This is a genomic window from Niallia yueguangensis, assembly GCF_052663115.1.
Window position 1 is genome coordinate 154,086 of the sequence record NZ_JBQTCX010000003.1, and the last position, 23,956, is coordinate 178,041.

Genomic DNA, 23,956 nt, shown 5'->3' on the forward strand with positions numbered 1-23,956 from the left:
AAAGCATCTACGTTAACAGTATAGTTATCGTTAGATGCTTTTTTTACTTTCCTAACAAGCCCCAAACAAACAAGTAATAGACAGCAAAGACGATAAATATAATGATAATCAATAAAGATAAAACAATAATTAATATCTTGGGAAATAGAAAAGACTGCTGATTAATGTCTTTCCCTTTATGAAAATAAGAATAAGTGCTCATCAGGATAATAACGATTCCTACCAGAATAGATGATAACCCAACTATTTCAGCTAACAAATTGGCTATTTTTATATTTGTTTTATGCGTAGAAAAGTGAAGATTGGTTATTAAAAAACCTACACCAATAATCGTAACACTAGTTCTTATCCACGCAAGGTACGTACGCTCATTTGCCAAATGCTGCTGAATATATTGTGAATCTTTCGTTTTCTCTAACTCTTGCATCATTTGTCCTTTCTCCCTTAAATGAAAACTAGTAAAACATAGGCTGTTTTCTAAAAGTCTGTAGTTTTTGAATAAATAAAAACATTTTTGACATACAGAGTAGCCTGAATACACGTAGACTCCTGCGTGCGGGAAAAGCGAGAAAGATGAGACCCCACAGGAGCATAGCGAGGCCACTGAAAAAGTGAATGCAATAAAATATATGTAGTGACAATCCAAGCAACGAAGAGGTTTTCGTTCGGTTTTCCGAGGCTTACCACACGCTTCGGGTTAAATAACAACAATCTATACGAAAAGAGCCAAAACATAAAAGGGAAAATAGATTGTTAACGAATATCTTTAGTATACCATTAATTTGACAGATTTTTATTCCTTGTAAATCATTACATCGTATACTATCCCTTCTTTTTTCATTCATTCCAACTGACACTAATTCCACACAATTATTCTCCTTTTTTTAAAGCTTTTTTTCCGTTTATCCCTTAAAATAAATAATAAGAACATCTATATTTCCGTTGTCAAACTTCTATGAAAAGGTTTACAAACATATAATCATCATTAGCAGTACTTGCTTGCTCCTAATTTGGGAGTTTAAAAGTGCTTTTCACAATATGAGGTGATTCAATGAAAAGAATGGAACGTATCTTTCAATTATTAGTTGATAAGTGCGAAAAATTATCAAAAGATGAACTAATAGTAAAAGAAGGTTTTTCTGCAAATGAATTAGTAGAAGACTTAGCGATGTTAAGAAATAATGTAAGCTTAGAATTAAATAATCTTGTGCGATTAGGGAAGGTTGTAAAAATCAAAAAACGACCTGTACTATATCTCCCACGTGACGTTATCAAACATCATTTCGGGAATATTATCGATCGCAGCATCTTAGAAATTCCATCGTTAAAGGAATTATATGAAAAGAAAAAAAAGGGACAACAATCATATGATCAAAATCCATTCCGCCTTTTGATTGGCGTAGAAGGCAGTTTAAAAAAACAAGTGGAACAGGCAAAGGCAGCCATTGTGTATCCTCCTAAGGGGCTGCATACATTAATACTCGGTCCTACTGGTTCCGGTAAAACATTATTTGCTCATATGATGCATAATTACGCAAAGTTTGCAGAATCGATGGATGAAAAGTCTGCCTTTGTTGTATTTAATTGTGCCGATTATTATCATAACCCCCAATTGCTTCTTTCTCAATTATTTGGACATATAAAAGGCGCCTTTACTGGTGCCACTTCCGATAAACAAGGTATGGTAGAAAAAGCAGATGGAGGGATTTTGTTTTTAGACGAAGTACATCGCCTTCCCCCAGAAGGACAAGAAATGATTTTTTATTTTATGGATAATGGTCTGTTTAATCGATTAGGAGAAACAGAAAGAAACCGGAAAGCAAAAGTATTAATTATCAGCGCTACAACAGAAGATCCTTCTTCTTCTTTTCTCAACACTTTTTTACGAAGAATACCGATTACCATCACGATGCCATCTTTTCATGAACGGCAAGTAAAAGAAAAAATTGAACTAACAAAGTTTTTGCTTGGAAAAGAAGCGGTGCGTATTCAGAAAAGTATTCGTGTTCATGAGGATGTAATGCGAGCATTAATCGGAAGTGTAACATTTGGAAATATCGGTCAGCTTAAATCCAATATTCAACTCGTTTGTGCCCACGGTTTTCTAGAGAGTATTCAAGAGTCTGCCGTTTATTTATATGCTAAAACTCTTCCTCCTGAAATGAAGGAAAGGCTGAGTCTTCTTCCTCGAAACCGTCAAGAAAATGAAGAAATCGCAAAGTTCGTCGATCCAATCATTAATATTACAGGGGAAGGAAATGAAGATTTATTAGAGGATGATGTATATGAGCTGCCATTTGACATGTATAAAATTATTGAAGATAAAGCCCGACTCTTAAAAGATGAAGGAATTGATAAAGACGAAATCAATAAATTTGTAACAACCGATATTAAAGTTCATATCAAAAGCTTTTATCAGCAAGTGACAAAACAAAACTTTTCAAAACTAGCCAATTTAGTAGATAAAAAAGTGCTTTTGCTTGCAGAAGAGCTGCGTTCTTTATCACAAAGCATACTGCAGCGACATTTTAATGATAAATTTATTTATTTTATCAGTTTGCATTTGGAAGGATTATTAAATAGAAAGAACCGGTTAAAAAAAGATAATCCTATGCTTCAAGATATATATGAAACGATGCAGCAGAATCAAAACGAATATAAAGTTGCCCTTAAAATGAAAGAATTAATTGAAGCTACATTAAATATTGTACTTCCTGAGCTAGAAGTGATGTATTTAGCACTGCTCCTTCTTTCAGCCGATGAATGGAATAATAAAGGTAAAGTCGGTATTGTTGTTGCAGCACATGGAGTATCTACAGCAAGCTCTATCGTAAACGTTACACAAGAGCTATTAGGGGAGCATAATATAAGAGCAGTTGATATGCCTCTTGACGTTAGCTTCCACGATGTTTTTGATACGATTGTGCATGCTGTGAAAGAAACGGACCGAGGCGAAGGCGTATTAATGCTTGTAGATATGGGATCTTTATTTTATTTCGAGGAAAAAATAATTGAAAAATCCGGAATAACCGTAAAAACGATTGATATGGTCTCTACTCCACTAGTACTCGATGCCGTCAGAAAAGCGAATTTTTTAGAAATGGATTTAAATACCATCTATTCATCGCTTCGATATCATAATGACAGCGAAGTTATTATAGAACCTGCTCCAAAAAAAACAGTCGAAAAAAAAGCCATTATCACAATATGTTCTACAGGAAAAGGTACTGCTTTGCGCTTAAAAGAAATGGTAAAGTCTTATATTGCAGAAATCGCAGATGAACCTATCGATGTTATTCCTATTTCAACAGCAGGTTTAAAAGAATCTATCGAAGAAATACAAAAAAAATACAGCATTATCGTTTCCATTGGGGTGAAAAATCCACGTATTAATGCTCCTTTTATTTCTTTAGAAGATTTTATTGAAGGAAAAGGGGAACGAATAATCGAACAGGTGATTAATAACCATGCTATTACCATAAAAAACAGCCACTCAGATGTTATTCTCCGCAGTTTATGTGAAGATGGCATGAAAAAAACATTAATCTACTTAAATCCATATCGTGCCACATCCAGCCTATTGTTATTTTGTCAACAATTAGAAAAAGAGTGGGATATGCATTTTAAAAATACGACCGTTATCAAGATTGTCATGCATACTGCCTTTGCGATGGAAAGAGCCATTATGAAAACCGAATTAGTTTATCATGAAGGAATAACGGAAGAAATAACTAATAGGATGAAAACAATCAAAAGCTGCTTCAGTACAATTAATGAACAATTAAATATTATGTTATCAGATGATGAGTTTTATTATATTGTCGAGTTACTTTCTGAAGAAATAAAAGAAAAATGTTTGAGAAAAAGATAATAAAATATTATCGATAAAGTGTTTTATTAACATGCTGCCGCTCCTTTTTAGTGTATCAATTCCTCAAAAAAAAAAGAATAGTGTATCAAAATAAGAAGCATTTGAAGCATTTTTGAGTGCTTCTTATTTTTTAGTGTATTAAATACGGAAAAACCACCCCAAAAAACAACGAATTAAAAAAAACATTATTTTTTCACAAAGAATGAAAACGCTTTAATATCAATATTTTTTTCTATTTTTGCAAAAAACAATCGCTCACTTCCGAAAAGTTGGCACGGTTCTTGCTTTATATATTAGTGTAAGGCAAAAAAAATTAGGAGGTGCATCAGATGGTTGCATTTATTATTGCGACTCACGGGGAATTCTCCAGAGAAATCATCAAATCAGCTGAAATGATTTTCGGCAAACAAGAAAATATAGCATATGTAACATTTTCTCCAGGAGAAGGACCTGAGGATCTACAAAAAAAGTATCACCAAGCATTACAGGAATTAGATAGTAGTAAAGGAACACTATTTATGGTAGACCTCTTTGGAGGAAGCCCATATAATGCTGCAGCATTAATTGCTGCGGATAAGGAAGATATGGATGTAATTGCTGGAGTTAATTTACCAATGTTAATTGAAGGACTGGATAAGCGGCAAAGAAATAATCTTCATGATCTAATTCAGGCCGTTAGTCAAACAGCAGCAGATGGCGTTAAGTCTCTAAAACAAAGTTTGGCATACAGTGACGCTAGCGGAGAGGATGATTTATTATGAATATTACATTAGTTCGAATTGATGATCGTTTAATTCATGGTCAGGTTGCTACAGCTTGGTCAAAAGAAGCAGATTGTGAACGTATTATTGTCGTATCTGATGAGGTGGCAAAAGATACATTAAGAAAAACACTGTTGATTTCTGTATCCCCTCCAGGGATTAAAGCAAGTGTAGTTCCAATCGATAAAATGCTCAGAGCCTATAGTAATCCTAAATATGAAGGCGTTAAAACTTTGCTTCTTTTCACTAACCCAACTGATATTGTAAGAGTAGTGGAGGGTGGAGTGAAAATTGATAAAGTAAACGTCGGCGGGATGAGCTTTAAAGAAGGAAAAAGACCGCTTGCCAACGCGATCAATGTTGACGAAAAAGATATAGAAGCCTTTAAAAAACTTGATAGCTATCATATTAAATTAGAAATAAGACATGCAATTACAGATCCAAAAGTTGATTTAATGACTAGATTGTAAGTGCATACCTTGTCCTAATAGCTTTTTATATTAATAAAATTATACTTTTTGAGAGGTGAATAATCGTGACGACTTTACAAATTGTTTTAATTCTTATAATCGCTGCGATCACAGGGATGGGCAGTGTATTAGATGCCTTTCAAACACATCGTCCAATCGTTGCTTGTACATTAATCGGTCTTGTACTTGGAGACCTTAAAACAGGGATTATTCTTGGCGGTACATTAGAAATGATGGCCCTTGGCTGGATGAATATCGGTGCAGCAATGGCACCAGATACGGCGATGGCCAGTGTTATATCTACTATTCTTGTTATTACAGCAAACCAAAGCATCGGAAAAGGGATTGCCGTTGCAGTAGCTTTAGCTGCCGCCGGCCAAGTACTGACAATCTTCGCAAGAACGTTAACAATCGGATTACAGCATCGTGCCGATAAATATGCAGAAGAAGGCAATTTTAATGGTATTGATCGAATGCATTATTTCGGTCTCGCCATCCAAGCGCTGCGCGTTGTTATTCCAACTTTAATCGTAAGTTTAATCAGCGTTCATTCTTTCGAAGCTATGTTGAACAGCATTCCAGAAGTGATTACAAAAGGACTGCAAATTGGAGGCGGAATTGTCGTTATTGTCGGTTATGCCATGATTATTAACATGATGGGCGCTAAATATTTAATGCCATTTTTCTTCCTTGGATTTGTATTCGCAGCATTTTTAAACTTTAACCTAGTGGCATTTGGTGTCATAGGAATAGTTGCTGCAATTGTTTATATTCAATTGCATCCAAAATATAACGTTGCGAAAAACCAAGCTGTCGCAGCTGCTTCACCAACCAATGCAAGTTTTGACGATGATTTAGATGATGATTTAGACAGTTAAGAAAAGCGGAAGCGCCTTGTTCATCTGGGTTGAATAGTATACTTTTTTATCTTTTTAACAAAAAGGAGGCAATCAATATGGGTGAATCATTAAAGAAAACATCTATCGAAACGGAAATACAAACAGAAGAAGTAAAATTAACAAAAAAAGATTTAACGAAAATGTTTTTCCGGACAAATCTATTATTAGGATCCTTTAACTTTGAGAGAATGCAGGCAATTGGATATTGCTATTCCATGATCCCAGCCATTAAAAGACTGTATAAAAAAGGAGAAGATCGCAACAAAGCACTGAAACGCGGTTTAGAGTTTTTTAATACACAGCCGTTTTTAGCCGCACCAATCATTGGCGTTAACGCTGCGATGGAAGAGAAAAAAGCAAATGGTGCAGAAATTGAAGATAGTTCTATTGCTGGTGTAAAAGTCGGTCTAATGGGACCACTTGCTGGTGTCGGGGATCCTATTTTCTGGGGTACGCTGCGCCCTGTACTTGGTGCACTTGGGGCATCTATTGCATTAACTGGAAGCATTATTGGACCGCTTATTTTCTTCCTGGTATTTAATGTGATCCGTTTAGGTGTTGTATGGTATGGTGTACGCTACGGCTACAGTAAAGGGATGGAAATCATCTCCGACCTTGCAGGAAACAGACTGCAAAAATTAACAGAAGGCGCCTCCATTCTGGGTCTCTTCGTAATGGGTGCGCTAGTATGTAAGTGGACCAGTATCAATATTCCTGTTAAAATTGCAGAGTTAACTGACCAAGCAGGCAATACAACCGTTACAACAATTCAAAGTGTACTGGATCAATTAATGCCAGGATTAGTTCCATTATTATTAACCTTCTTAGTTGCTAAACTATTAAAGAAAAAAGTAAATCCATTGATATTAATCTTATCGATTTTTGTCATCGGTATTTTAGGCTACTGGGCAAAAATTTTAGCGTAATTCGCTTAGGATTGCTGTATAGCCATTAAATATTTGCATGATTAAGGGATTCTGATTTCTTCGTTGTTTCTTGAGGAAATAGAATCCCTTTTCGGTTAATTACTGTTCTTTATTACTAAAGTATTGATCGATTACTTTTACAATCCCGTCTTCATCATTACTGCTTGTAATTAAATCTGCAGCATCTTTTACAATCTGTGGTGCATTCCCCATTGCTACCCCTAATCCAGCATACTTCAGCATATCGATATCATTATAATTATCACCGAATGCCATTATTTCATCTTGATAAATTCCTAATTGATTTGCAAGAATACAAATGGCATTAGATTTTTTAACACCTTCTGCCATTATCTCCAAATAAGTTGCTTTAGATTTATAGATAGAGAGTTTGGGATAATCCTTCTTTAGCTCCTTTTCAAGTGAAGTAATATGCTCAGGTGTACCCATACATAAAATTTTGTAAACAGATGGATAAGATGACGAATGAAAAACAAAAATTTTTGGGATAATGCTGGTTATTTCTTGCTCCTGTTCTACCCATTCATCCTTCAGAGATTCCACAAACCAATTGTCTTTACTGTACATGGTGAAACAAACTGATGGAAACTGTAAAGAAACTAACTTGTAAATTTCTTCAACATCTTTTTCCTTCATTGTCGCTTTATACAATATCTCTCTTTCCCCATTTATTTGTTCTTTTCCTAATAATAGTGCTCCACTAAAACAAATAATCGGTTCATTTAGTTGACAAGATTTCAGCAGCGGAAAGATCCCTTCTGGCATTCTTGCTGAAACGAGAGCAAAAGGAATCCCTTTATGCTGTAAAAATTTTAAGGAGTTTTGTGTTTCTTCACTAATTTGGTGATTAGAATTTAACAATGTTCCATCAATATCACTGAAAATAAGTTTATACACCCTTATCATCTCCCAATCTACTGATTATTCTTTAATCAGCAATACAAAGCATTATGTTATGAGCAGAAATAATGTCGCAAAATACGGGCGGAGGCGACTGATCTGTAATAAGAACATGTATGTTCTCCCAGTTCATCCCTTTATAGTAACTATTTGAAGAAAATTTATTAAAATCAGCCAGAATAATATTTTTAGAACTTTTATGAACAACCATGTTTTTAATGGAAGCATCTTCTTTATCTTCAAAGTAAATGCCATCTTCCATAACCGCAGCTGCCCCTAGAAAAGCAGCATCAAATTTGATTTTATCTAGTTGATTGATACTTTCGATATCAAAGAAAAAACGATTTTGTTCATTTAATTTTCCCCCGAAAAGAAAAAGGGAAGCATATGATTGATTAGCCAGCACTTCTGCAATATCTAAAGAATGAGTAAATACTTGCATCTGCTTATTTACTTGTTCTGCCAAGCAACAAACCGTTGTTGAAACATCAAAGAAATAAACTCCATCTTTATCCAAAAAGCCTGAAGCATACTTGCCGATTCTTCTTTTTTCATTTGAAAACGATTGAACTCTTTCTCTATAAGCTAAAATCGTCTCCTTTATCGCAGGCAGAGAAATTCCGCCATGTGTTCGGATTGCCGCACCTTGCTCTACCAGCTTTACTATATCCCTTCTTGCCGTATCTCGAGAAATATTAAAGCGCTCACAAATTTCTTGAACAGCCATGCTATGTTGTTTATTTAATATTTCAAGTATTTTAACAAGTCGTTCTTCTTGATACATATTAACCTCCTTTATATAAGTAATTATAAGTATTTATGTAAGTAATTACAAGTGATAAACACTTGTTTTTCAATAAATTAACAAAAAAACACTTATATCAAAAGGAAAAAAATCTCCTTTCAAGTAGAAAAAGGAGATTTTTTTCTTTGGCTATGTTTAAGCTCATTGTTGATTTTGGCACTATGTTGATTGGAGCGGAAGGTGTGAGACTCCTGCAGGAAAAGCGAGTCAGAGGGAGACCCCACAGGCGCACAGCAAGGCCACTGAAAAAGTCCATCGGAAAGGAAAAAGATACGAACAACCTACTATATATAGAATGATAAACTCATTTGTCATCTGTATATAGATGACAATTCAAGTTTTTTTAAAAAATAATCAGTTTTTCAGTGGCCTCCGCACAGCGCTGAGGATGCTCCCAGACCGCCCGCGGAAAGCGAACGCCTGGAGCGGAAATCAACAGGCAAGTTTAACAGCCCCTTTCCTTTTAAAACTGCTTTCTTCTTGTAGAAGAAGGAATATTTAATTCTTCGCGATACTTTGTAATAACACGTCTTGACACAAACATTTTATGATTTGTTTCTAATAATTTTTTTATTTTCTCATCAGAAATAGGATGCTTTTTATCTTCTTCCTTTATTAAATCAATCATTGCTTTTTTTACAGCAGCAGACGATAGTTCCTTTTCATTTTCCCCTTTCATTCCTTGACTAAAAAATGATTTTAAAGGAATTATTCCAAATGATGTTTCCATATATTTATTGGCAACTACACGGCTGATGGTTGATTCATGTACACCGAGTGCATCTGCTACTTGTTTTAATGTTAATGGCTTTAATTTACTCGAACCTTTATCAAAAAAATCGCTTTGCAGTTGTGCAATAATGGTACTAACTTGAAGTAAAATAGCCTCTCTTTGCTTTAAACCGTTTCGCAATGATTGAAATTCTGCATATTTCTTGTGTATATACTCATACTCCTTTCCTTTTTTATTTTTTAAAAGGAACATATAATCTTCATTTATAGTAAACTTAGGAAAAAATTGAGTTTTCAACTGGATTTCGAAGTTGCCATTTACACAATAAACAGAAACATCTGGTCGGATATATAATGACAAATCTTGCTGAAAGCATAGACCAGGTCTCGGCTGAAGTTCTAGAACCTTCATTTGCACTTCTTGAATAGCAGATACGTCTACACTTAATTCTTTTGCAATCTTTTTCCACTTTTTCTCTGCAAAAAGAACAAAATAATCGGCTACAATAGCAGCTGCCAATTTGTCTTCCGGATATTTTTTTTTCAACTGAAGCAGCAAACAATCCTGCAGATTTCTTGCCCCAACTCCAGTCGGTTCCAAGCTTTGCAATAAAGTTAAATAATTTCTTCCTTCTTCTGCTGTAAGTGATAAATTAGCAGCAATTTCTTCTAACGATGTAGTTAAATAACCATTTTCATTAAGACTATAAATAAAATATGCTAACTTCTTGTAATCGTTTTCATTTATTTTTAACAATCTTGCCTGCTCCAAAAGAAACTCCGCTAATGTTGTACCATTTGTATCTTTTAAATTTTCAATGATGTCGTTTTTTTCACTCGTATTTTGTTGTCTTTTTTCTTTCCTAGGAAATTCATCGCCATCTCCTTGCGCCACAGCATTCTGCAAACTTTGTTCACATTCTATTAACGGATTCTCCATTGCTTGTTCACGAATATAATCAAGCAAGTCATCAGTAGAATATGCTAAAAGTGATATCGTTTGAAGCATTTCGTGATTTAAAACCATCGCTGCTTTTTGATATTGTAAAATAGTTGGCTGCAGATTCATCTTAATCCCTCCAAACATCCAAATACTATTAATGAATTCGTTAAAACCGCGGACTTTCCTTTATATACCATCTCATGAACAAAACTTGCTTCTTTTTCCCTTCTTTTGTCCTTCATGAGCCGTCTCATGGATTTCTTCCTTACTTCTTCACTTCCATCATTACGTAGCTCCGGACTTTGTAACTTCAAGGCCCTTGGCTTTATCTACTCTGCTTTTTGAACATCTACTGATACTGAATATAGGCTGCATTTATTGATAAAAATATGAATGCGTTTTCTTTTAATAGTAAAAATTTTTAGATAATTAAATATTATACTATCATTATATCGAATTTGCATAATATTTACTATAGGTTATTAGTGAATACAAAACATAAAATTGGCAATGATAAACGTGATATTGCCGAGAATACATAAACATTGATTGTCTTCATTCATACCATCGTAATGAACAGTAAAGTATATATAGAAAGGTCCGATTTTATGACTATATATGTAGAGGTTGCGATAAAATTAACCATAGGATTTTTTTGTTTAATTATCTTGATGAATTTGTCTGGAAAAGGAAACTTAGCACCGATGACTGCAGCTGATCAGATTCAAAACTATGTATTAGGGGGCATTGTTGGAGGAATTATTTACAGTCCTGCAATCACAATAATGCAGTTTTTGATTGTTTTATTGATATGGGGGTTTTTAGTCTACATTATCCGGATTTTAAGACTGAAAAATCGATTTGTAAAACAATTTATCGATGGGGAAAGAATTGTCGTTGTGCAGGATGGTGTCTTGCTGATTGATAATTTTAAAAAAGCTAAGTTATCAACGAAAACATTTCATACGATGCTGCGGTTAAAAGATATCCATTATATTGGCTCATTAAAAAAAGCCCAAATTGAACAAAATGGTCAATTAACTGTAATTCATATGGATGATGAAGATTATTCTTATATGTTAATATCCGATGGAGATATTCATCAAGAAGGATTAGAGGATATCGGCAAAGACGAAAAATGGCTGCATACCATGTTAGAAGAAAAAGGCTATAAAATAGAAGATGTCTTTTTTGCCGAATATTATAAAAATGATTTAAAGCTTTATACATATTAATTCTAATTGAAAGGGAAAACAAAATTTTTTGTTTTCCTTTTTTCTCTTTTTTAAAAGTTGGCATCTTTGTAAAAATTTGAAATGTAAAAATCATAATGATAGACTATTAAACAGCTAATCTTTCAATTAAAAGGAGCGTGTCCTAGTTTATCATGAACTGGAAAAAAATTCTTTTATGGTGTTTCGGCATTATTATTGGCGGAGGTGCGCTTATTGCCTCTGTATCTTTTGGGTTGCTGCTTTTTTTAGAAAAAGAAAAAGCACAACAAACAGGGAAGAGTGCAGCTGTTGGAGAATCAGCGGATTTTACTAAAAAAACCGTCAATGATCCTGTCGAGGAAGATGTCGTAACACTAGCGGATGAAACAAATGGCCATACCTTTATTGCAGACTGGCATAATTTTTACAATGAGACACTCGGTTGGGGAAAAATGGAGACAGCTAGTTACAGCGAACAAAAAGAAGCGGCTTCCTCCATCCTGCAGCAATTAGAGAATGTATCGGTAAAAAATAAAAAAATCAAACATGATCTGGAAAGCATTCAACAACATGCACAACAAGTCATAAACGGGGATGATCGAGATGCGATGCGTTTGCTTCATCGCTACTTTCACGATTTAGATATTTTATTTAATGGATATGATTATAATCAAACATTTGGCGTAACTGAATTTACAGGACAGTAGCAATATTTAAGTAAACTCAGTTACGCCATTGACCGCAAATAATTTATTCATACGGTCTTTTTTGATCAAAATAATTTGGTGTTTTCACTTCGTTGTCATATTGCTTATTAAAAATATGGGTTGTCGCTGGTGATAAAGGCGGAATAAGCCATGCCCAATTCCCAGTAACTTCTCTTCCTTTCACTTGCTCTTTCTTTTCAAATGTTTTAAATTGCTGTGCAGCTGTATGATGATCAACAATCATTACTCCATCTTCACGGAAAGAATGTAAAACAGCAATATTTAATTCCACCAGTGCCCTGTCCTTCCACAAAGACATATTTTTGTGCATATCCAACTCCATTAAAATACCTATTTTCGGCAGCATATTATAGCGATTTTCATCTGCCAAGTTTCTGGCTCCTATTTCTGTACCCATATACCAGCCATTAAATGGTGCAGCTGTATATGTAATACCGCCAATCTCTAAACACATGCTTGAAATAATCGGAACAGCGTACCACTTTAATTGTAAATCAACGAACCGTCTAAATTCGGGATGGCGAATAGGTACTTCAAGCAGTAATTCTTCTGGAATATCAAAAACCTTTGGATGATTGTCATTGATTTGTACCACTAATGGCAATACATCAAAATCGGTTTTGCTGCTGGTCCACCCTAATTTTTGACAGCATTCAGTAAACGCCAGAGAATCTGGATCCCCTATTACTCCCTCTTCTGTTTCATAACCTGCATAGCGTATTAATTGATGATTCCATATTCGCATCGTTGTTTCTTCCGTTTTTTGCTGGAATATCGTGATAGTTGGTCGTATTTGGCCACCATTTGTTGCATACGAAATATGATCAAACAAGGCATCCCGCATTTCCTCTTCAGTCTTCACTTCTCTTTTATCGATTACATGCAAGCTTTCCCAAAACAGCCTCCCGATACAGCGATTACTATTTCGCCATGCCATTTTTGCTCCATGCTCTAACTCTTCCTTTGTATGTGTATAGTAGCCTTGTTCGTTTATTTCCTTTTTTATCTTATCTATTCTATCTTTTATTTGCTGTGCACTTTTGTTTAATTCGTGATAACAAGTATAAATAAATGCTGCTGCTTCTTGTAGAATGTCTATTGATCGACGCAAAATAGTCCTCCCTATTAGCAATACTGGCTTTATCATAACACAGCAGATTTTAAACGAAAAAGTAAACTACTTTCTCCAGACTATAAAAGCTCTAGTCCTCTTCCCACAGGTTTCCTACTTTAAAACTTTACGAACTAATTTCCTTTTCTTTTCTGTGTAAGGAGGAAATAAAGTCGTAATATTCCATCTATTGTTTTTCTTTAGTACACTTCTTTTGTGTGAAAAAGTAAAAAAGCTATACACGCCATGATACATTCCCATTCCAGAACTCCCAATACCACCAAATGGCAAATATGGGTTTGCCGCATGTGTAATGGTATCATTTATACACACTCCCCCAGAAGAAATGCTGCTTACAATTTTCTCTTCTACCTCTCTATTTGTTGTAAAAACATATAATGCCAGTGGTTTGGACTGTTTTTGGACAGACTGTATGACATCATCCAAGTCAGAATACGTAATAATAGGAAGAATCGGTCCAAATATTTCCTCTTTCATCGATAAAGAATTCCAATCAGCCTTCAGTAAGGTTGGCTCGATAAATCTTGTTTTCGCATTGCTATTTCCTCCAACAAGAATGTTTTCTTCCTCTTGCTGAAGGATTTGTGCTAGCCGGTTAAAATGTTTGTCATTCACTATCCTGCCAAAGTCTTTACTGCTTGCTACATTCGATCCAAAAAAAGTATGCAATGCTTTTTTCAATTCTACAATCAAGTCTTCTTTTACTGATTCATGGACTACAAGATAATCGGGAGCAATGCATGTTTGCCCAGCATTAACTGTTTTCCCCCATAAAATACGTTGTGCAGCGATGGGAATATTGGCACTCTCATCGACAAATGTTGGACTTTTTCCGCCTAATTCTAACGTTACAGGTGTAAGATTTTTAGCGGCTGCTTCCATGACCATTTTTCCGACAGAAACACTTCCTGTAAAAAATATATAATCAAAAGAAGCCTGTATTAATGCCGTATTTGTGGCAACTCCACCCTCAACAGAACGAATATAGTTTTCATCAAAAATAGACGAAATCATCTCCGTAATAACAGCTGATATAGATGGAACCAATTCAGAAGGCTTTAATACGACACAGTTTCCAGCAGCAATCGCACCAATTAACGGTTCCATTACAAGCTGAAAAGGATAATTAAATGGCCCAATGATTAACACCGTTCCATATGGTTCATACTGTACATAACTTTTTGATGGAAACAACGTAAGCGGACTTTTTACTTTTTTTCGCTTTGCCCACTTTTTTAAATTCTTTAGCGTATGCCTGATGCTACTTAACACAAAACCTACTTCATAGGCATACGCTTCAAACGCATGCTTTCCTAGATCCTTTTGCAGTGCTTCTATAATCTTTTGTTTAAATTGTTCGATTCCTGCTTTTAACTTTTGCAGCTGCTGTAAACGAAATTCAATGGATGCCGATTCGTTCGTATAAAAGAATTGTTGATGCCCGCTGATCAGTTGCTCCACATCTTTTGAAGTTAGTTCCATATATTTTCGTTTTCTTCCTTTCAATTGAAGTGATTTGTTTCGTCCCAATTAAAAAACTTAACAAGAATAAGAAAAAACAAAAGCGCTCAACTCTTATCGATTCACTTTTGTTTTATTTCTGATAATAATAACTTTAAATTCTATTGATGTAATCTATACTTAGCAGCGATTTTGGTTCTCTTAAGTAAGAATACGAACTAACTCATAATTTCGGTACTTTTTATTGCGTTTTGTATGGCGATCCGTAAATAATAGGTCTTTCTCCACTAAATTATTGAGTGATTTTCTCGCGGTATTAGGCGATATATTTAATGCTTTTGCAACAGAAGCTACATCGGTAAAAGGATTTGAAAAAGTATATATCCATACTTTTGTATCAGAAGGAGTTTCACATTTCAGTAACCCACCTCTTGCTAATTCTTCAGCTTTATCCAATTTATCATTAATTTTATCCGCCATTCGATTACATGCATTTAAAAAGAATAAAATCCAACTTCCCCAATCTGGATCTTGCCCTCGTACTCCATTTAATAAATCATAGTAACGCATTCTCTCTTTTTCTAACTCTTCACTTACAAAAAAGATGGGTTTCGTTACAAGTTTAGACTGCATAAGATATAGTACAATTAAAATCCTACCTAATCGACCATTTCCATCTAAGAAAGGATGAATGGATTCAAATTGCGCGTGAATAATAGCTGATTTAATAAGGGGATCACTCTCTTCGTCAAACACAAAACGCTCTAAAGAATTTCCCAAATGCTCTATTGATAATTTCTGATTATATGGATGGCCATTTATAAAGTTTTCTAAATTATTCATATAGCCACTAATTTTCTCAGCCGATATAGGAATATAAGAAGCATCTTCTATTTTATTCGTGGGACCAATAAAATTTTGGATTTTCCGGAACTGTCCACTGGATTGAACAGAACCTCTCGCCCCTTTCATCAGAATCTGATGTAATTCTTGGATGAGCCTTGTAGTTATTGGATAACCATTTTTTATACGCTCAAATCCTTCAAACAGAGCTTGTTGATAGTTATTTACTTCTATAACTTCCCATCGAGGATTCTTATCATCTTTTTCTTCCACCATATCAGTAAATGTAACTTGTGTACCTTCAATTCGTGTCGACTCAACGGATTCACTTAGAGATAATACTTGAACTAATGCTTCACTAACAATAGAGTGTTTAAACTTTTCTTCAAGTCTACCTATTTTATTACTTGCCTGGGATAGAACATTCAAGATTTTGATGGCGTCTTTGTTTTTTACATCTAAAGGTAATAAATTCAATCCATGAATTGCCATTAATGTCCCTCCTTTGCATTTTTTGCTCTTATTTATCCATATTACACTAAATTAGATCAAAAAATACAAAAAAGTGATTTATAAATCATACTTTCTTCCGTAACTAGAGTTAATAACAAGAATTAAATATAAAAAACCTGAATGAAGAACTTTTTAACAGTTTTTCGTTCAGGTTTCTTTTTTCTTCTCTTATAATTTTATGGCATTGTGTACGATATTTAAAACTGTTCTTAACTCTGCAACAGGAATTTGTCCTGGAGCGGATGCTTTTTTCGCTGCGGCAAATGTCAATGCTGATCCAAATACTTCTCCTGCCATTCGGCTGATTGCACCTTTTCCAGCCATAGACATCACAATAATTGGTCTGTCTGCATATTGTTCTTTCATCGTGCTTGTTGCATCTAAAACAGTAATAACATCGGCAGCACAGTTAGGCATAACAGCAATTTTTGGCAAGTCTGCACCCAATTGCTGCGCTTTACATAGACGAGCTATTATTTCCTCTTTGGAAGGAGTTTTTTCAAAATCGTGATTCGATATAATAACAGCAACCTTTTTACTATGGGCATAGTTTACTATTTCTTGTATTTCTTTTTCATCATTAAATAGTTCTATATCAATAATATCGGCAATCCCAGCTTCACAAGCTGCCTTGTTTAAAGCAAAATACAAGGAAGAATCAAGTTCTTTTTCTCCCCCTTCCTTTTTACTTCTAAAAGTAAAAATAAGCGGAAGATCTGCCAGTTCATTTCTAATGACACTTAATGCCGATAGTACTTTTTCTACATCATCTGCTTGTGCAAAGTAATCAACCCGCCACTCGATCACATCTACATTTAATGTTTTTAAATAGGCAGCCTCTTCTTTTAGCTGCTGCACTGTTTGTCCAATCATAGATACACATATTTTCGGAATGCCTGCACCTATTTCTATATTTTTCACTTTAACTACTTGATCCATCAAACGTTCACTCCAGTTACATGATAAAAAGAACAGACAGCAAAAACACGCACGTTTTAATCTAGCTTATTAGGTAGCAAAAAAACGAGTGTTTTTATGCTGATTCTCCTTATTGTGGTTCATTTAACTCCCAAGCCCATTTTAATGAATTCACAATATAATCTGCTACTTCTTCAATTTCTTGGCTATCTGTCAACACTGAGGAATGGTGATCAGCGTATATTGCTTTTCTTTTATTAAACAGCTCTTCCATATCTTCCATTGATTTTCCTTTTAAAACGGGCCTGCTATCGATTATAAGATTAATTCTTTCTTTCCAAGAATCCCAAGATAAATCTAAATGGATAACGATACAATGCTCTAAACAAGCTTTTTTTATCTCTTCCTGTAAAAAGGAACCTCCACCTAACGAAAGAATATGAAGCTTCTTCTTCTGACAAAGGTTGATGATTACTTCCTTCTCTTTCTCTCTAAATGTCTTTTCTCCAAGCTTATTAAAAATTTCAGGAACAGGCATTCCATATTCTTCTTCTATCACTTGGTCAACATCGAGAAAGTCTCGGTACAACTTCTTCGCAACGGCTTTTCCAATCGATGTTTTCCCTACTCCCATAAATCCAATAAAAATAATATTTTTTTCTTTAAGCGGAACACTGCGTGTATTCAAGGTGAAGCCCCCTATTTCTTGCATTTTAACATTTATTACCAATAAGTTGTTTTTTTCTCCTTATATTATACGTCATCGAACCTCTTAATCATAGAAGATTATTAGGCGATGGATTTTATGATAAATGTTCGAAATCAATAGGGGCTTACTTATCTATTTGGACGAAATCGTTTCAGCAAACTGAAAAATAAGAAATAGAGCCTTTTGTCTACCTCAAACACTTAGTGATGAAAGGCTCTAGACCTTGATGCAAGCCTTGTTAAAACTTCCATTTGCAAGAATTTTTCTCTCTCTGATGGAAGCTGAACGTTAATACCCATTATACTCTCCGCCCTGCTGTTCGGCTTCTGCTGGAATAGAAATTCCCATTTTTTTTAGTTCAGACTTCGTTTGATTTAAATAAAATTCCGTCTGATTTTGCCAGCGAATGATCATTTGGATAAATGGTTTAAATTCAGAACCGGCATTTCCCTCCATAACACCTAGCCATTTTTTTACAGATACATCCTGTTTCTCAGCATTTTTTATACAAGCTGTCATCGTATCGATGATTGATTGCCTCTGCTCGCCAGTTGCTAGTCTTTGAGCCGATCCAACTGCTGTCACACGATGGTAAGATGCTGGAACTAAATGATTATGCATTTCATTATTCCCTTTTATATCTTTCGCTTGCGGAATATGATAAAGCTCACTGCTCATCGCACAAACCATTTCTTCAGCGTATAAACTTCTTTGCAGCAAATTTAAGATGTCTTGCCAATTTGTTTCCCTATAGTAATTGTAAGGATACAAGCATATTCCCCCCTTTAAAATGTGTGTTCATAAAGGTAACCATCTTCTTAAAAAACTTTTCTTTTATAAAGGTATGTTGGCACTTCCAATTGGGTGATTGTACATAATTGAATTTAACCCTTCAAACTCTTTTTGTTAGTAAATTTATTACTTTTCTATTATTCTATATATACGTGGAAAATTATTGTAATTCATCTAATTGATCATTATGAATTTGTCTTTACAAATTGCTTACGATAACTTTATTTATAATAATTATAAAGTAGTATTGATTTTTTTATTATAAATGCTATTATTATTTAAGACAAAGAAATTATTAAAAATTATGAGGTGATTTTAAATGACAAATAATAAACTAACAACAAGTTGGGGAGCTCCTGTTGGTGATAATCAAAACTCCATGACGGCAGGGCATCGTGGACCAACATTAATTCAAGATGTTCATTTACTCGAAAAATTAGCTCATTTTAATAGAGAACGTGTTCCAGAACGTGTCGTTCATGCTAAAGGTGCTGGTGCACATGGTTATTTTGAAGTAACAAATGATTTAACAAAGTATACGAAAGCCAACTTTTTATCAGAAGTTGGTAAAAGAACACCGTTGTTTATTCGTTTTTCTACAGTTGCTGGTGAACTTGGATCTGCAGATACGGTTCGTGATCCTCGAGGATTCGCGGTGAAATTTTATACAGAAGAAGGGAACTACGATATTGTTGGAAATAATACACCTGTATTCTTTATTCGCGATGCGATTAAATTCCCTGATTTCATCCATACACAAAAAAGAGATCCAAAAACACATTTAAAAAATCCAACTGCCGTATGGGATTTCTGGTCTCATTCTCCAGAATCTTTACATCAAGTATCAATTCTTATGTCTGACCGCGGTATTCCAGCAACATTAAGACATATGCATGGATTTGGCAGCCATACATTTAAGTGGGTGAACAAAGAAGGAGACGCTGTCTGGATTAAATATCATTTTAAAACAGACCAAGGCATTAAAAACTTAGCGGTAGATGCAGCTGCTAAAATTGCTGGTGAAAATCCTGATTACCACACAGAAGATTTATTTAATGCGATTGAAAAAGGAGATTTCCCTGCTTGGACGCTATATGTACAAATCATGCCATTAGAAGATGCAAACACATATCGTTTCGACCCATTTGATGTAACAAAAGTATGGTCACAAAAAGACTATCCATTAATCGAAGTTGGCCGCATGGTTCTTGACCGCAATCCTGAAAACTATTTTGCAGAAGTAGAACAAGCTACATTCTCACCTGGAACATTCGTGCCTGGCGTTGAGGCATCTCCAGATAAAATGCTGCAAGGTCGCTTATTTGCATACAGTGATGCACATCGCTACAGAGTCGGAGCTAACCATCAAGCATTGCCAATCAATCGTCCAAAATGCCCTGTAAACCATTACCAACGTGATGGACAAATGCGTTTTGATGGCAACGGAGGCGGTTCAGTCTATTATGAACCAAACAGTTTTGGTGGACCAACTGAATCTGCTGAAGATAGAACAACAGCATTTGCAGTATCCGGTGTGGCAGATAGTGTCGCATACGATCATCATGACCATTACACACAAGCTGGTGATTTATACCGTCTAATGTCTAAAGAAGAACGCACAAGATTAGTGGAAAACATTGTTGCCGCAATGAAACCAGTAGAATTAGATGAAATTAAACTTCGCCAAATCGGCCACTTCTACAAAGCAGATCCTGAATACGGAACTCGCATTGCAGAAGGACTAGGTTTAACCGTACCTAAAGCTGTAAAATAAGTTCAAAGATAAAAAGCTTCCTTCAAACAGGAAGCTTTTTATCTTTGATTCATCAGCTTAAAAAGTTTGCTATTTTGTACACAAAGACATCTTTAAACACCATTATTCCATTGATTTTTTATTTGTATTCGCCCATTGATTATTTGTTGCACTTTTTTTATTTTCTTTTGAACTTTCTGTAACCTCTACATTAGCAGTAGCCCATTGATTATCATATTCTGATTTTTTATCTTTCTCCATAGCTATTCCCTCCATCTATAATAAGATTTTTAAGACGTACAAAATTAGTATGGATAGAAGAGTATTAAATTATGAACTTTTTTATAAAACCTAATTGCTTTTACAATTTCACCCGCTGCAGACGAAGGGCATTTAAAACAACAGATATCGAACTGAAAGCCATTGCAGCTCCAGCAAGCCATGGCGCTAAAAAGCCTAATGCGGCAATCGGGATGCCAATTACATTGTATGCGAAAGCCCAAAACAGATTTTGTTTAATATTGCGAATCGTTTTTTTGCTCATCATAATGCTGTCGGCAATGCTGTTTAAATCTCCTCTGATTAATGTAATATCAGCTGCTTCCATTGCTATATCTGTTCCAGTTCCAATCGCCATGCCTATATCTGCTAATGCTAGTGCCGGTGCATCGTTGATTCCATCTCCAACCATCGCTACCTTTTTCCCTTGCTTTTGCAATTTTTTCACTTCTTCTGCTTTTCCTTCTGGGAGCACTTCGGCAATTACTTGCTCAATGCCTGCTTGTGCCGCAATTGCTTGTGCTGTTTTTTGATTATCCCCTGTAATCATGATTACATCTACACCGAGTTGCTTTATTCTTTCCACCGCTTCTTTTGAAGATTCTTTTATCGTATCAGCCACTGCCACCATTCCTGCGAACTTTCCATTTACAGCAGCAAGCATTGCCGTTTTTCCTTGTGATTCTAAAGCATCCATTTCTAATACAATGGAATCAATTGGAATATTATTTTTACACATTAAACGGCGAGTACCGACCAAGACTTCTTCTGACTCTACTGTTGCTTTTATGCCATAACCAGGTATAGCTTCAAAAGCAGATACCATTTTTAGTGGAATATTTTTTTCCTTTACTCCGCTGACAATTGCCTGTGCCAATGGATGTTCTGATTGACTTTCTGCGGACGCAACTAGAGATAAAAAATAATCTTCATCTAAAACTGTTTGCACATCCGTTAATACAGGAGCACCATTTGTCACCGTACCTGTTTTATCTAACAAGACTGTATCAATCTTGTGGGTCATTTCTAGATGCTCTCCACCTTTAAAAAGAATGCCGAATTCTGCTGCACGTCCTGAACCAGCCATAATAGACGTTGGCGTAGCGAGACCAAGGGCACAAGGACAGGCAATCACAAGAACAGCAATTAGCTTTTCTAATGCTTCAGAAAAGTTGCCAGGATCGACTGCAAAAAACCAAATGAAAAACGTAAGTACCGCTATTCCGACAACAACTGGTACAAAAACGCCTGAAATCGTATCGGCAAGGCGTTGAATCGGCGCCTTTGATCCTTGCGCTTCTTCGACTACTTTTATTATTTGAGAAAGGGCTGTTTCTTTTCCGACTTTTATTGCTTTTATTTTTATAAAACCATTTTTATTAATCGATGCACCAATTACACTGTCTCCTGTTTGTTTATCTACAGGAATGCTTTCCCCTGTAATCATCGATTCATCAACTGCTGATATTCCTTCTATTATTTCCCCATCGACTGGAATTTTTTCACCTGGTTTGACAAACACAATATCCCCTGCTGTCACTTCTTCAAGAGGAATGATCTTCTCTGCTCCATCTCGCCATACAGTAGCTGTTTTTGCCTGCAATCCCATTAATTTTTTAATTGCATCAGATGATCTTCCTTTTGCCTTTGCTTCCATTACTTTTCCTAAAATAATTAATGTAATAAGAACGGCACTTGTTTCGAAATAAAGTCCTTCTGTATGACCATAATGACCAATTGATTGAAAGGCTAAATACACGCTGTAAAAATAAGCGGCGGAAGTTCCTAATACGACAAGCACATCCATATTTGCACTATAATTTTTAATCGCTTTATACGCACCTATATAAAATTGTTTTCCAATAATAAACTGAACAGGTGTTGCTAATAACAATTGCACCCATGGATTCATCAAAATTTCAGGAACGTATAGAAAAGAAGTAAAACGAAAATGACCAACCATTGTCCATAATAGCGGCAAAGATAAAATAAGGGAGACAATAAATTTTCTTTGCTGTTTTTTTAATTCATTTTGCCGATAATCATTTACTTCCTCCTCATTTTTTTCATTTTTTATGCTAGCTCCATACCCTAGTTTATCTACTTTTCCGATAATTTCTTTTGTGGATATAATAGAAGGATTATATTCAACTGTCGCTTTTTCCAATGCCAGATTTACATTTGCCTCGTTAACGCCTTCCAACTTTTTTAAACCTTTTTCAATTCGGGTGGCACATGCTGCACACGTCATGCCTGTAATGGCAAGTTCTGCCTTATCCTGCACAACACCATACCCAAGTCCTTCCACTTTTGCTTGAATATCTTTAGCAGTTAATTGATCCTCATTATATTTAACAGTTGCTTTTTCTAATGCTAAGTTAACGGTTGCTTCCGTTACTCCTTCCATTTTATTTAATCCTTTTTCAATTCTTGTAGCACAAGCTGCACAGGTCATACCAGTTATTTGAAACTGATTTTCTTTTAGTATTTGCCCTCTATCTTCACTTCTCTGCAATGCTTCGCTCATTTTGAAACCTCCTTATACCTATATGGGGTATATTTTATAGAAAAAGAAAGAGGCTTTCTTAGTACATAAGTTTAAGCCCCAAATTGTCTTTAAAGGGACTCTAAATAAACCCCTTTCACCAAGTGATTACTTCACATCATAACCTTGATCATCAATTGCTTCTTTGATTGCATCCAAACTTACTTCTGCTTCGTTATATGCTACGTCAACAAGTCCTTCTTCAAGCTTCACCGTTACTGCTGATACTCCTGAAAGCTCTCCTACACTGCTCTCTACAGCTTTTACACAATGACCGCATGACATGCCTTCTACTTTTAACGTTACTTTTTCCATCTTAGTACACTCCTTATTTTTTCATTAATTTTTGAATCGTTACTAATACTTCATCTAGCACTTCCATATCTCCTTCTTGGATGCGATCGACCACACAATTCTTCATATGGCCTTCCAATAAAATTTTAGCAACACTGTTTAAAGCCGATTGTGTTGCCGCTATTTGGGTGATGACATCATCACAATACGTATCTTTTTCAATTAAACCCTTTATTCCCCTAATTTGACCTTCGATACGATTGAGCCTGGTAACTAGATTTTTTTTTACTTTATCGGAATGATGACTTTTTCGTTCGCTAGTTTCATGACAAGATGTTTCATCCTCATGATTCTCCTTTAATTCTATCTCCAATAAAAGCACCCCTTTGTATAACTTATTTACATATATCATACCCCTGTATGGTATATAAGTCAATTAGTCTGTTT

The 23,956-nt window shown here is 35.2% G+C and carries 22 protein-coding genes; 8 read left to right on the plus strand and 14 right to left on the minus strand.

Translation table 11 applies throughout. The features are described 5' to 3' along the window. Positions 1–43 precede the first annotated feature (43 nt). Complete coding sequence (locus ACTYA4_RS03995) at positions 44–430, minus strand: YidH family protein (RefSeq protein WP_443480309.1); 387 nt, start codon at positions 428–430, stop codon at positions 44–46. Positions 431–1,051: 621 nt separating this feature from the next. Between ACTYA4_RS03995 and ACTYA4_RS04000 the strand changes: the two genes are divergently transcribed. The 5 genes from ACTYA4_RS04000 to manZ all read left to right on the plus strand — a co-directional run bounded on the left by ACTYA4_RS04000 (position 1,052) and on the right by manZ (position 6,927). Then, entirely contained in the window at positions 1,052–3,871 is a 2,820-nt protein-coding gene (locus ACTYA4_RS04000) for a sigma-54-dependent transcriptional regulator (RefSeq protein WP_443480310.1), read from the plus strand. A gap of 329 nt (positions 3,872–4,200) precedes the next feature. Further along, a complete protein-coding gene (locus ACTYA4_RS04005; RefSeq protein ID WP_443480311.1) occupies positions 4,201–4,632 on the plus strand; it encodes a PTS sugar transporter subunit IIA in 432 nt (143 codons plus the stop codon). Beyond that, on the plus strand, positions 4,629–5,102 hold the full coding sequence (locus tag ACTYA4_RS04010) for a mannose/fructose/sorbose PTS transporter subunit IIB (protein WP_443480312.1): 474 nt from the start codon (positions 4,629–4,631) through the stop codon (positions 5,100–5,102). The genes ACTYA4_RS04005 and ACTYA4_RS04010 overlap by 4 nt, the downstream gene beginning before the upstream one ends. A 65-nt stretch (positions 5,103–5,167) precedes the next feature. Then, positions 5,168–5,980, plus strand: a complete 813-nt coding sequence (locus tag ACTYA4_RS04015) for a PTS mannose/fructose/sorbose transporter subunit IIC (protein ID WP_443480313.1) — start codon at positions 5,168–5,170, stop codon at positions 5,978–5,980. A gap of 77 nt (positions 5,981–6,057) precedes the next feature. After that, complete coding sequence (gene manZ / locus ACTYA4_RS04020; RefSeq protein WP_443480314.1) at positions 6,058–6,927, plus strand: PTS mannose transporter subunit IID; 870 nt, start codon at positions 6,058–6,060, stop codon at positions 6,925–6,927. A 99-nt stretch (positions 6,928–7,026) separates the two neighbouring features. On the opposite strand, the gene ACTYA4_RS04025 is transcribed toward manZ, so the two are convergent. The 3 genes from ACTYA4_RS04025 to rpoN all read right to left on the minus strand — a co-directional run bounded on the left by ACTYA4_RS04025 (position 7,027) and on the right by rpoN (position 10,454). After that, positions 7,027–7,845, minus strand: coding sequence for a Cof-type HAD-IIB family hydrolase (locus tag ACTYA4_RS04025; RefSeq protein ID WP_443480315.1), 819 nt, complete (start codon positions 7,843–7,845; stop codon positions 7,027–7,029). A gap of 31 nt (positions 7,846–7,876) precedes the next feature. Further along, positions 7,877–8,632 carry a DeoR/GlpR family DNA-binding transcription regulator gene (locus ACTYA4_RS04030; protein WP_443480316.1) on the minus strand — a complete coding sequence of 252 codons (756 nt, stop codon included), beginning with the start codon at positions 8,630–8,632 and terminating at the stop codon, positions 7,877–7,879. Positions 8,633–9,116: 484 nt separating this feature from the next. Next, the gene (rpoN, locus tag ACTYA4_RS04035) at positions 9,117–10,454 is read right to left on the minus strand and encodes an RNA polymerase factor sigma-54 (protein WP_443480317.1); all 1,338 of its coding nucleotides are present in this window, start codon (positions 10,452–10,454) and stop codon (positions 9,117–9,119) included. 482 nt (positions 10,455–10,936) lie between these two features. Here rpoN and ACTYA4_RS04040 point away from each other — a divergent pair, with 482 nt between their 5' ends. Both ACTYA4_RS04040 and ACTYA4_RS04045 read left to right on the plus strand, forming a co-directional pair. Next, positions 10,937–11,563 carry a DUF421 domain-containing protein gene (locus ACTYA4_RS04040; RefSeq protein ID WP_443480318.1) on the plus strand — a complete coding sequence of 209 codons (627 nt, stop codon included), beginning with the start codon at positions 10,937–10,939 and terminating at the stop codon, positions 11,561–11,563. Between the two features lie 152 nt (positions 11,564–11,715). Then, positions 11,716–12,249, plus strand: a complete 534-nt coding sequence (locus ACTYA4_RS04045; RefSeq protein WP_443480319.1) for a hypothetical protein — start codon at positions 11,716–11,718, stop codon at positions 12,247–12,249. Positions 12,250–12,292: 43 nt separating this feature from the next. Here ACTYA4_RS04045 and ACTYA4_RS04050 read toward each other — a convergent pair whose 3' ends face one another. From ACTYA4_RS04050 to ACTYA4_RS04075, 6 genes are all read right to left on the minus strand, one after another. Continuing rightward, a complete protein-coding gene (locus ACTYA4_RS04050; protein WP_443480320.1) occupies positions 12,293–13,381 on the minus strand; it encodes a nitric oxide synthase oxygenase in 1,089 nt (362 codons plus the stop codon). Positions 13,382–13,495: 114 nt separating this feature from the next. Further along, positions 13,496–14,884: an aldehyde dehydrogenase gene (locus tag ACTYA4_RS04055; protein WP_443480321.1), complete on the minus strand. Its 1,389-nt coding sequence runs from the start codon at positions 14,882–14,884 to the stop codon at positions 13,496–13,498. Positions 14,885–15,064: 180 nt separating this feature from the next. Next, positions 15,065–16,198, minus strand: a complete 1,134-nt coding sequence (locus ACTYA4_RS04060) for a Fic family protein (protein ID WP_443480322.1) — start codon at positions 16,196–16,198, stop codon at positions 15,065–15,067. Between the two features lie 189 nt (positions 16,199–16,387). Continuing rightward, a complete protein-coding gene (aroD, locus tag ACTYA4_RS04065; protein WP_443480323.1) occupies positions 16,388–17,158 on the minus strand; it encodes a type I 3-dehydroquinate dehydratase in 771 nt (256 codons plus the stop codon). A 109-nt stretch (positions 17,159–17,267) separates the two neighbouring features. Then, on the minus strand, positions 17,268–17,849 hold the full coding sequence (locus tag ACTYA4_RS04070) for a shikimate kinase (RefSeq protein ID WP_443480437.1): 582 nt from the start codon (positions 17,847–17,849) through the stop codon (positions 17,268–17,270). A 285-nt stretch (positions 17,850–18,134) separates the two neighbouring features. Next, positions 18,135–18,617 (minus strand): hypothetical protein, encoded by a 483-nt coding sequence (locus tag ACTYA4_RS04075; RefSeq protein WP_443480324.1) that lies wholly within the window; start codon positions 18,615–18,617, stop codon positions 18,135–18,137. 340 nt (positions 18,618–18,957) lie between these two features. On the opposite strand from ACTYA4_RS04075, the gene katA reads away from it, so the two are divergent. Continuing rightward, positions 18,958–20,412 (plus strand): catalase KatA, encoded by a 1,455-nt coding sequence (katA, locus tag ACTYA4_RS04080; protein WP_443480325.1) that lies wholly within the window; start codon positions 18,958–18,960, stop codon positions 20,410–20,412. Positions 20,413–20,514: 102 nt separating this feature from the next. On the opposite strand, the gene ACTYA4_RS04085 is transcribed toward katA, so the two are convergent. The 4 genes from ACTYA4_RS04085 to ACTYA4_RS04100 form a co-directional block, all read right to left on the minus strand. Further along, positions 20,515–20,652, minus strand: a complete 138-nt coding sequence (locus ACTYA4_RS04085) for a hypothetical protein (RefSeq protein WP_443480326.1) — start codon at positions 20,650–20,652, stop codon at positions 20,515–20,517. A 100-nt stretch (positions 20,653–20,752) separates the two neighbouring features. Further along, a complete protein-coding gene (locus ACTYA4_RS04090) occupies positions 20,753–23,197 on the minus strand; it encodes a heavy metal translocating P-type ATPase (protein WP_443480327.1) in 2,445 nt (814 codons plus the stop codon). Positions 23,198–23,323: 126 nt separating this feature from the next. Next, positions 23,324–23,530, minus strand: coding sequence for a copper chaperone CopZ (copZ, locus tag ACTYA4_RS04095; protein WP_443480328.1), 207 nt, complete (start codon positions 23,528–23,530; stop codon positions 23,324–23,326). A gap of 13 nt (positions 23,531–23,543) precedes the next feature. Next, complete coding sequence (locus ACTYA4_RS04100; protein WP_443480329.1) at positions 23,544–23,882, minus strand: metal-sensitive transcriptional regulator; 339 nt, start codon at positions 23,880–23,882, stop codon at positions 23,544–23,546. Positions 23,883–23,956: the final 74 nt, after the last annotated feature.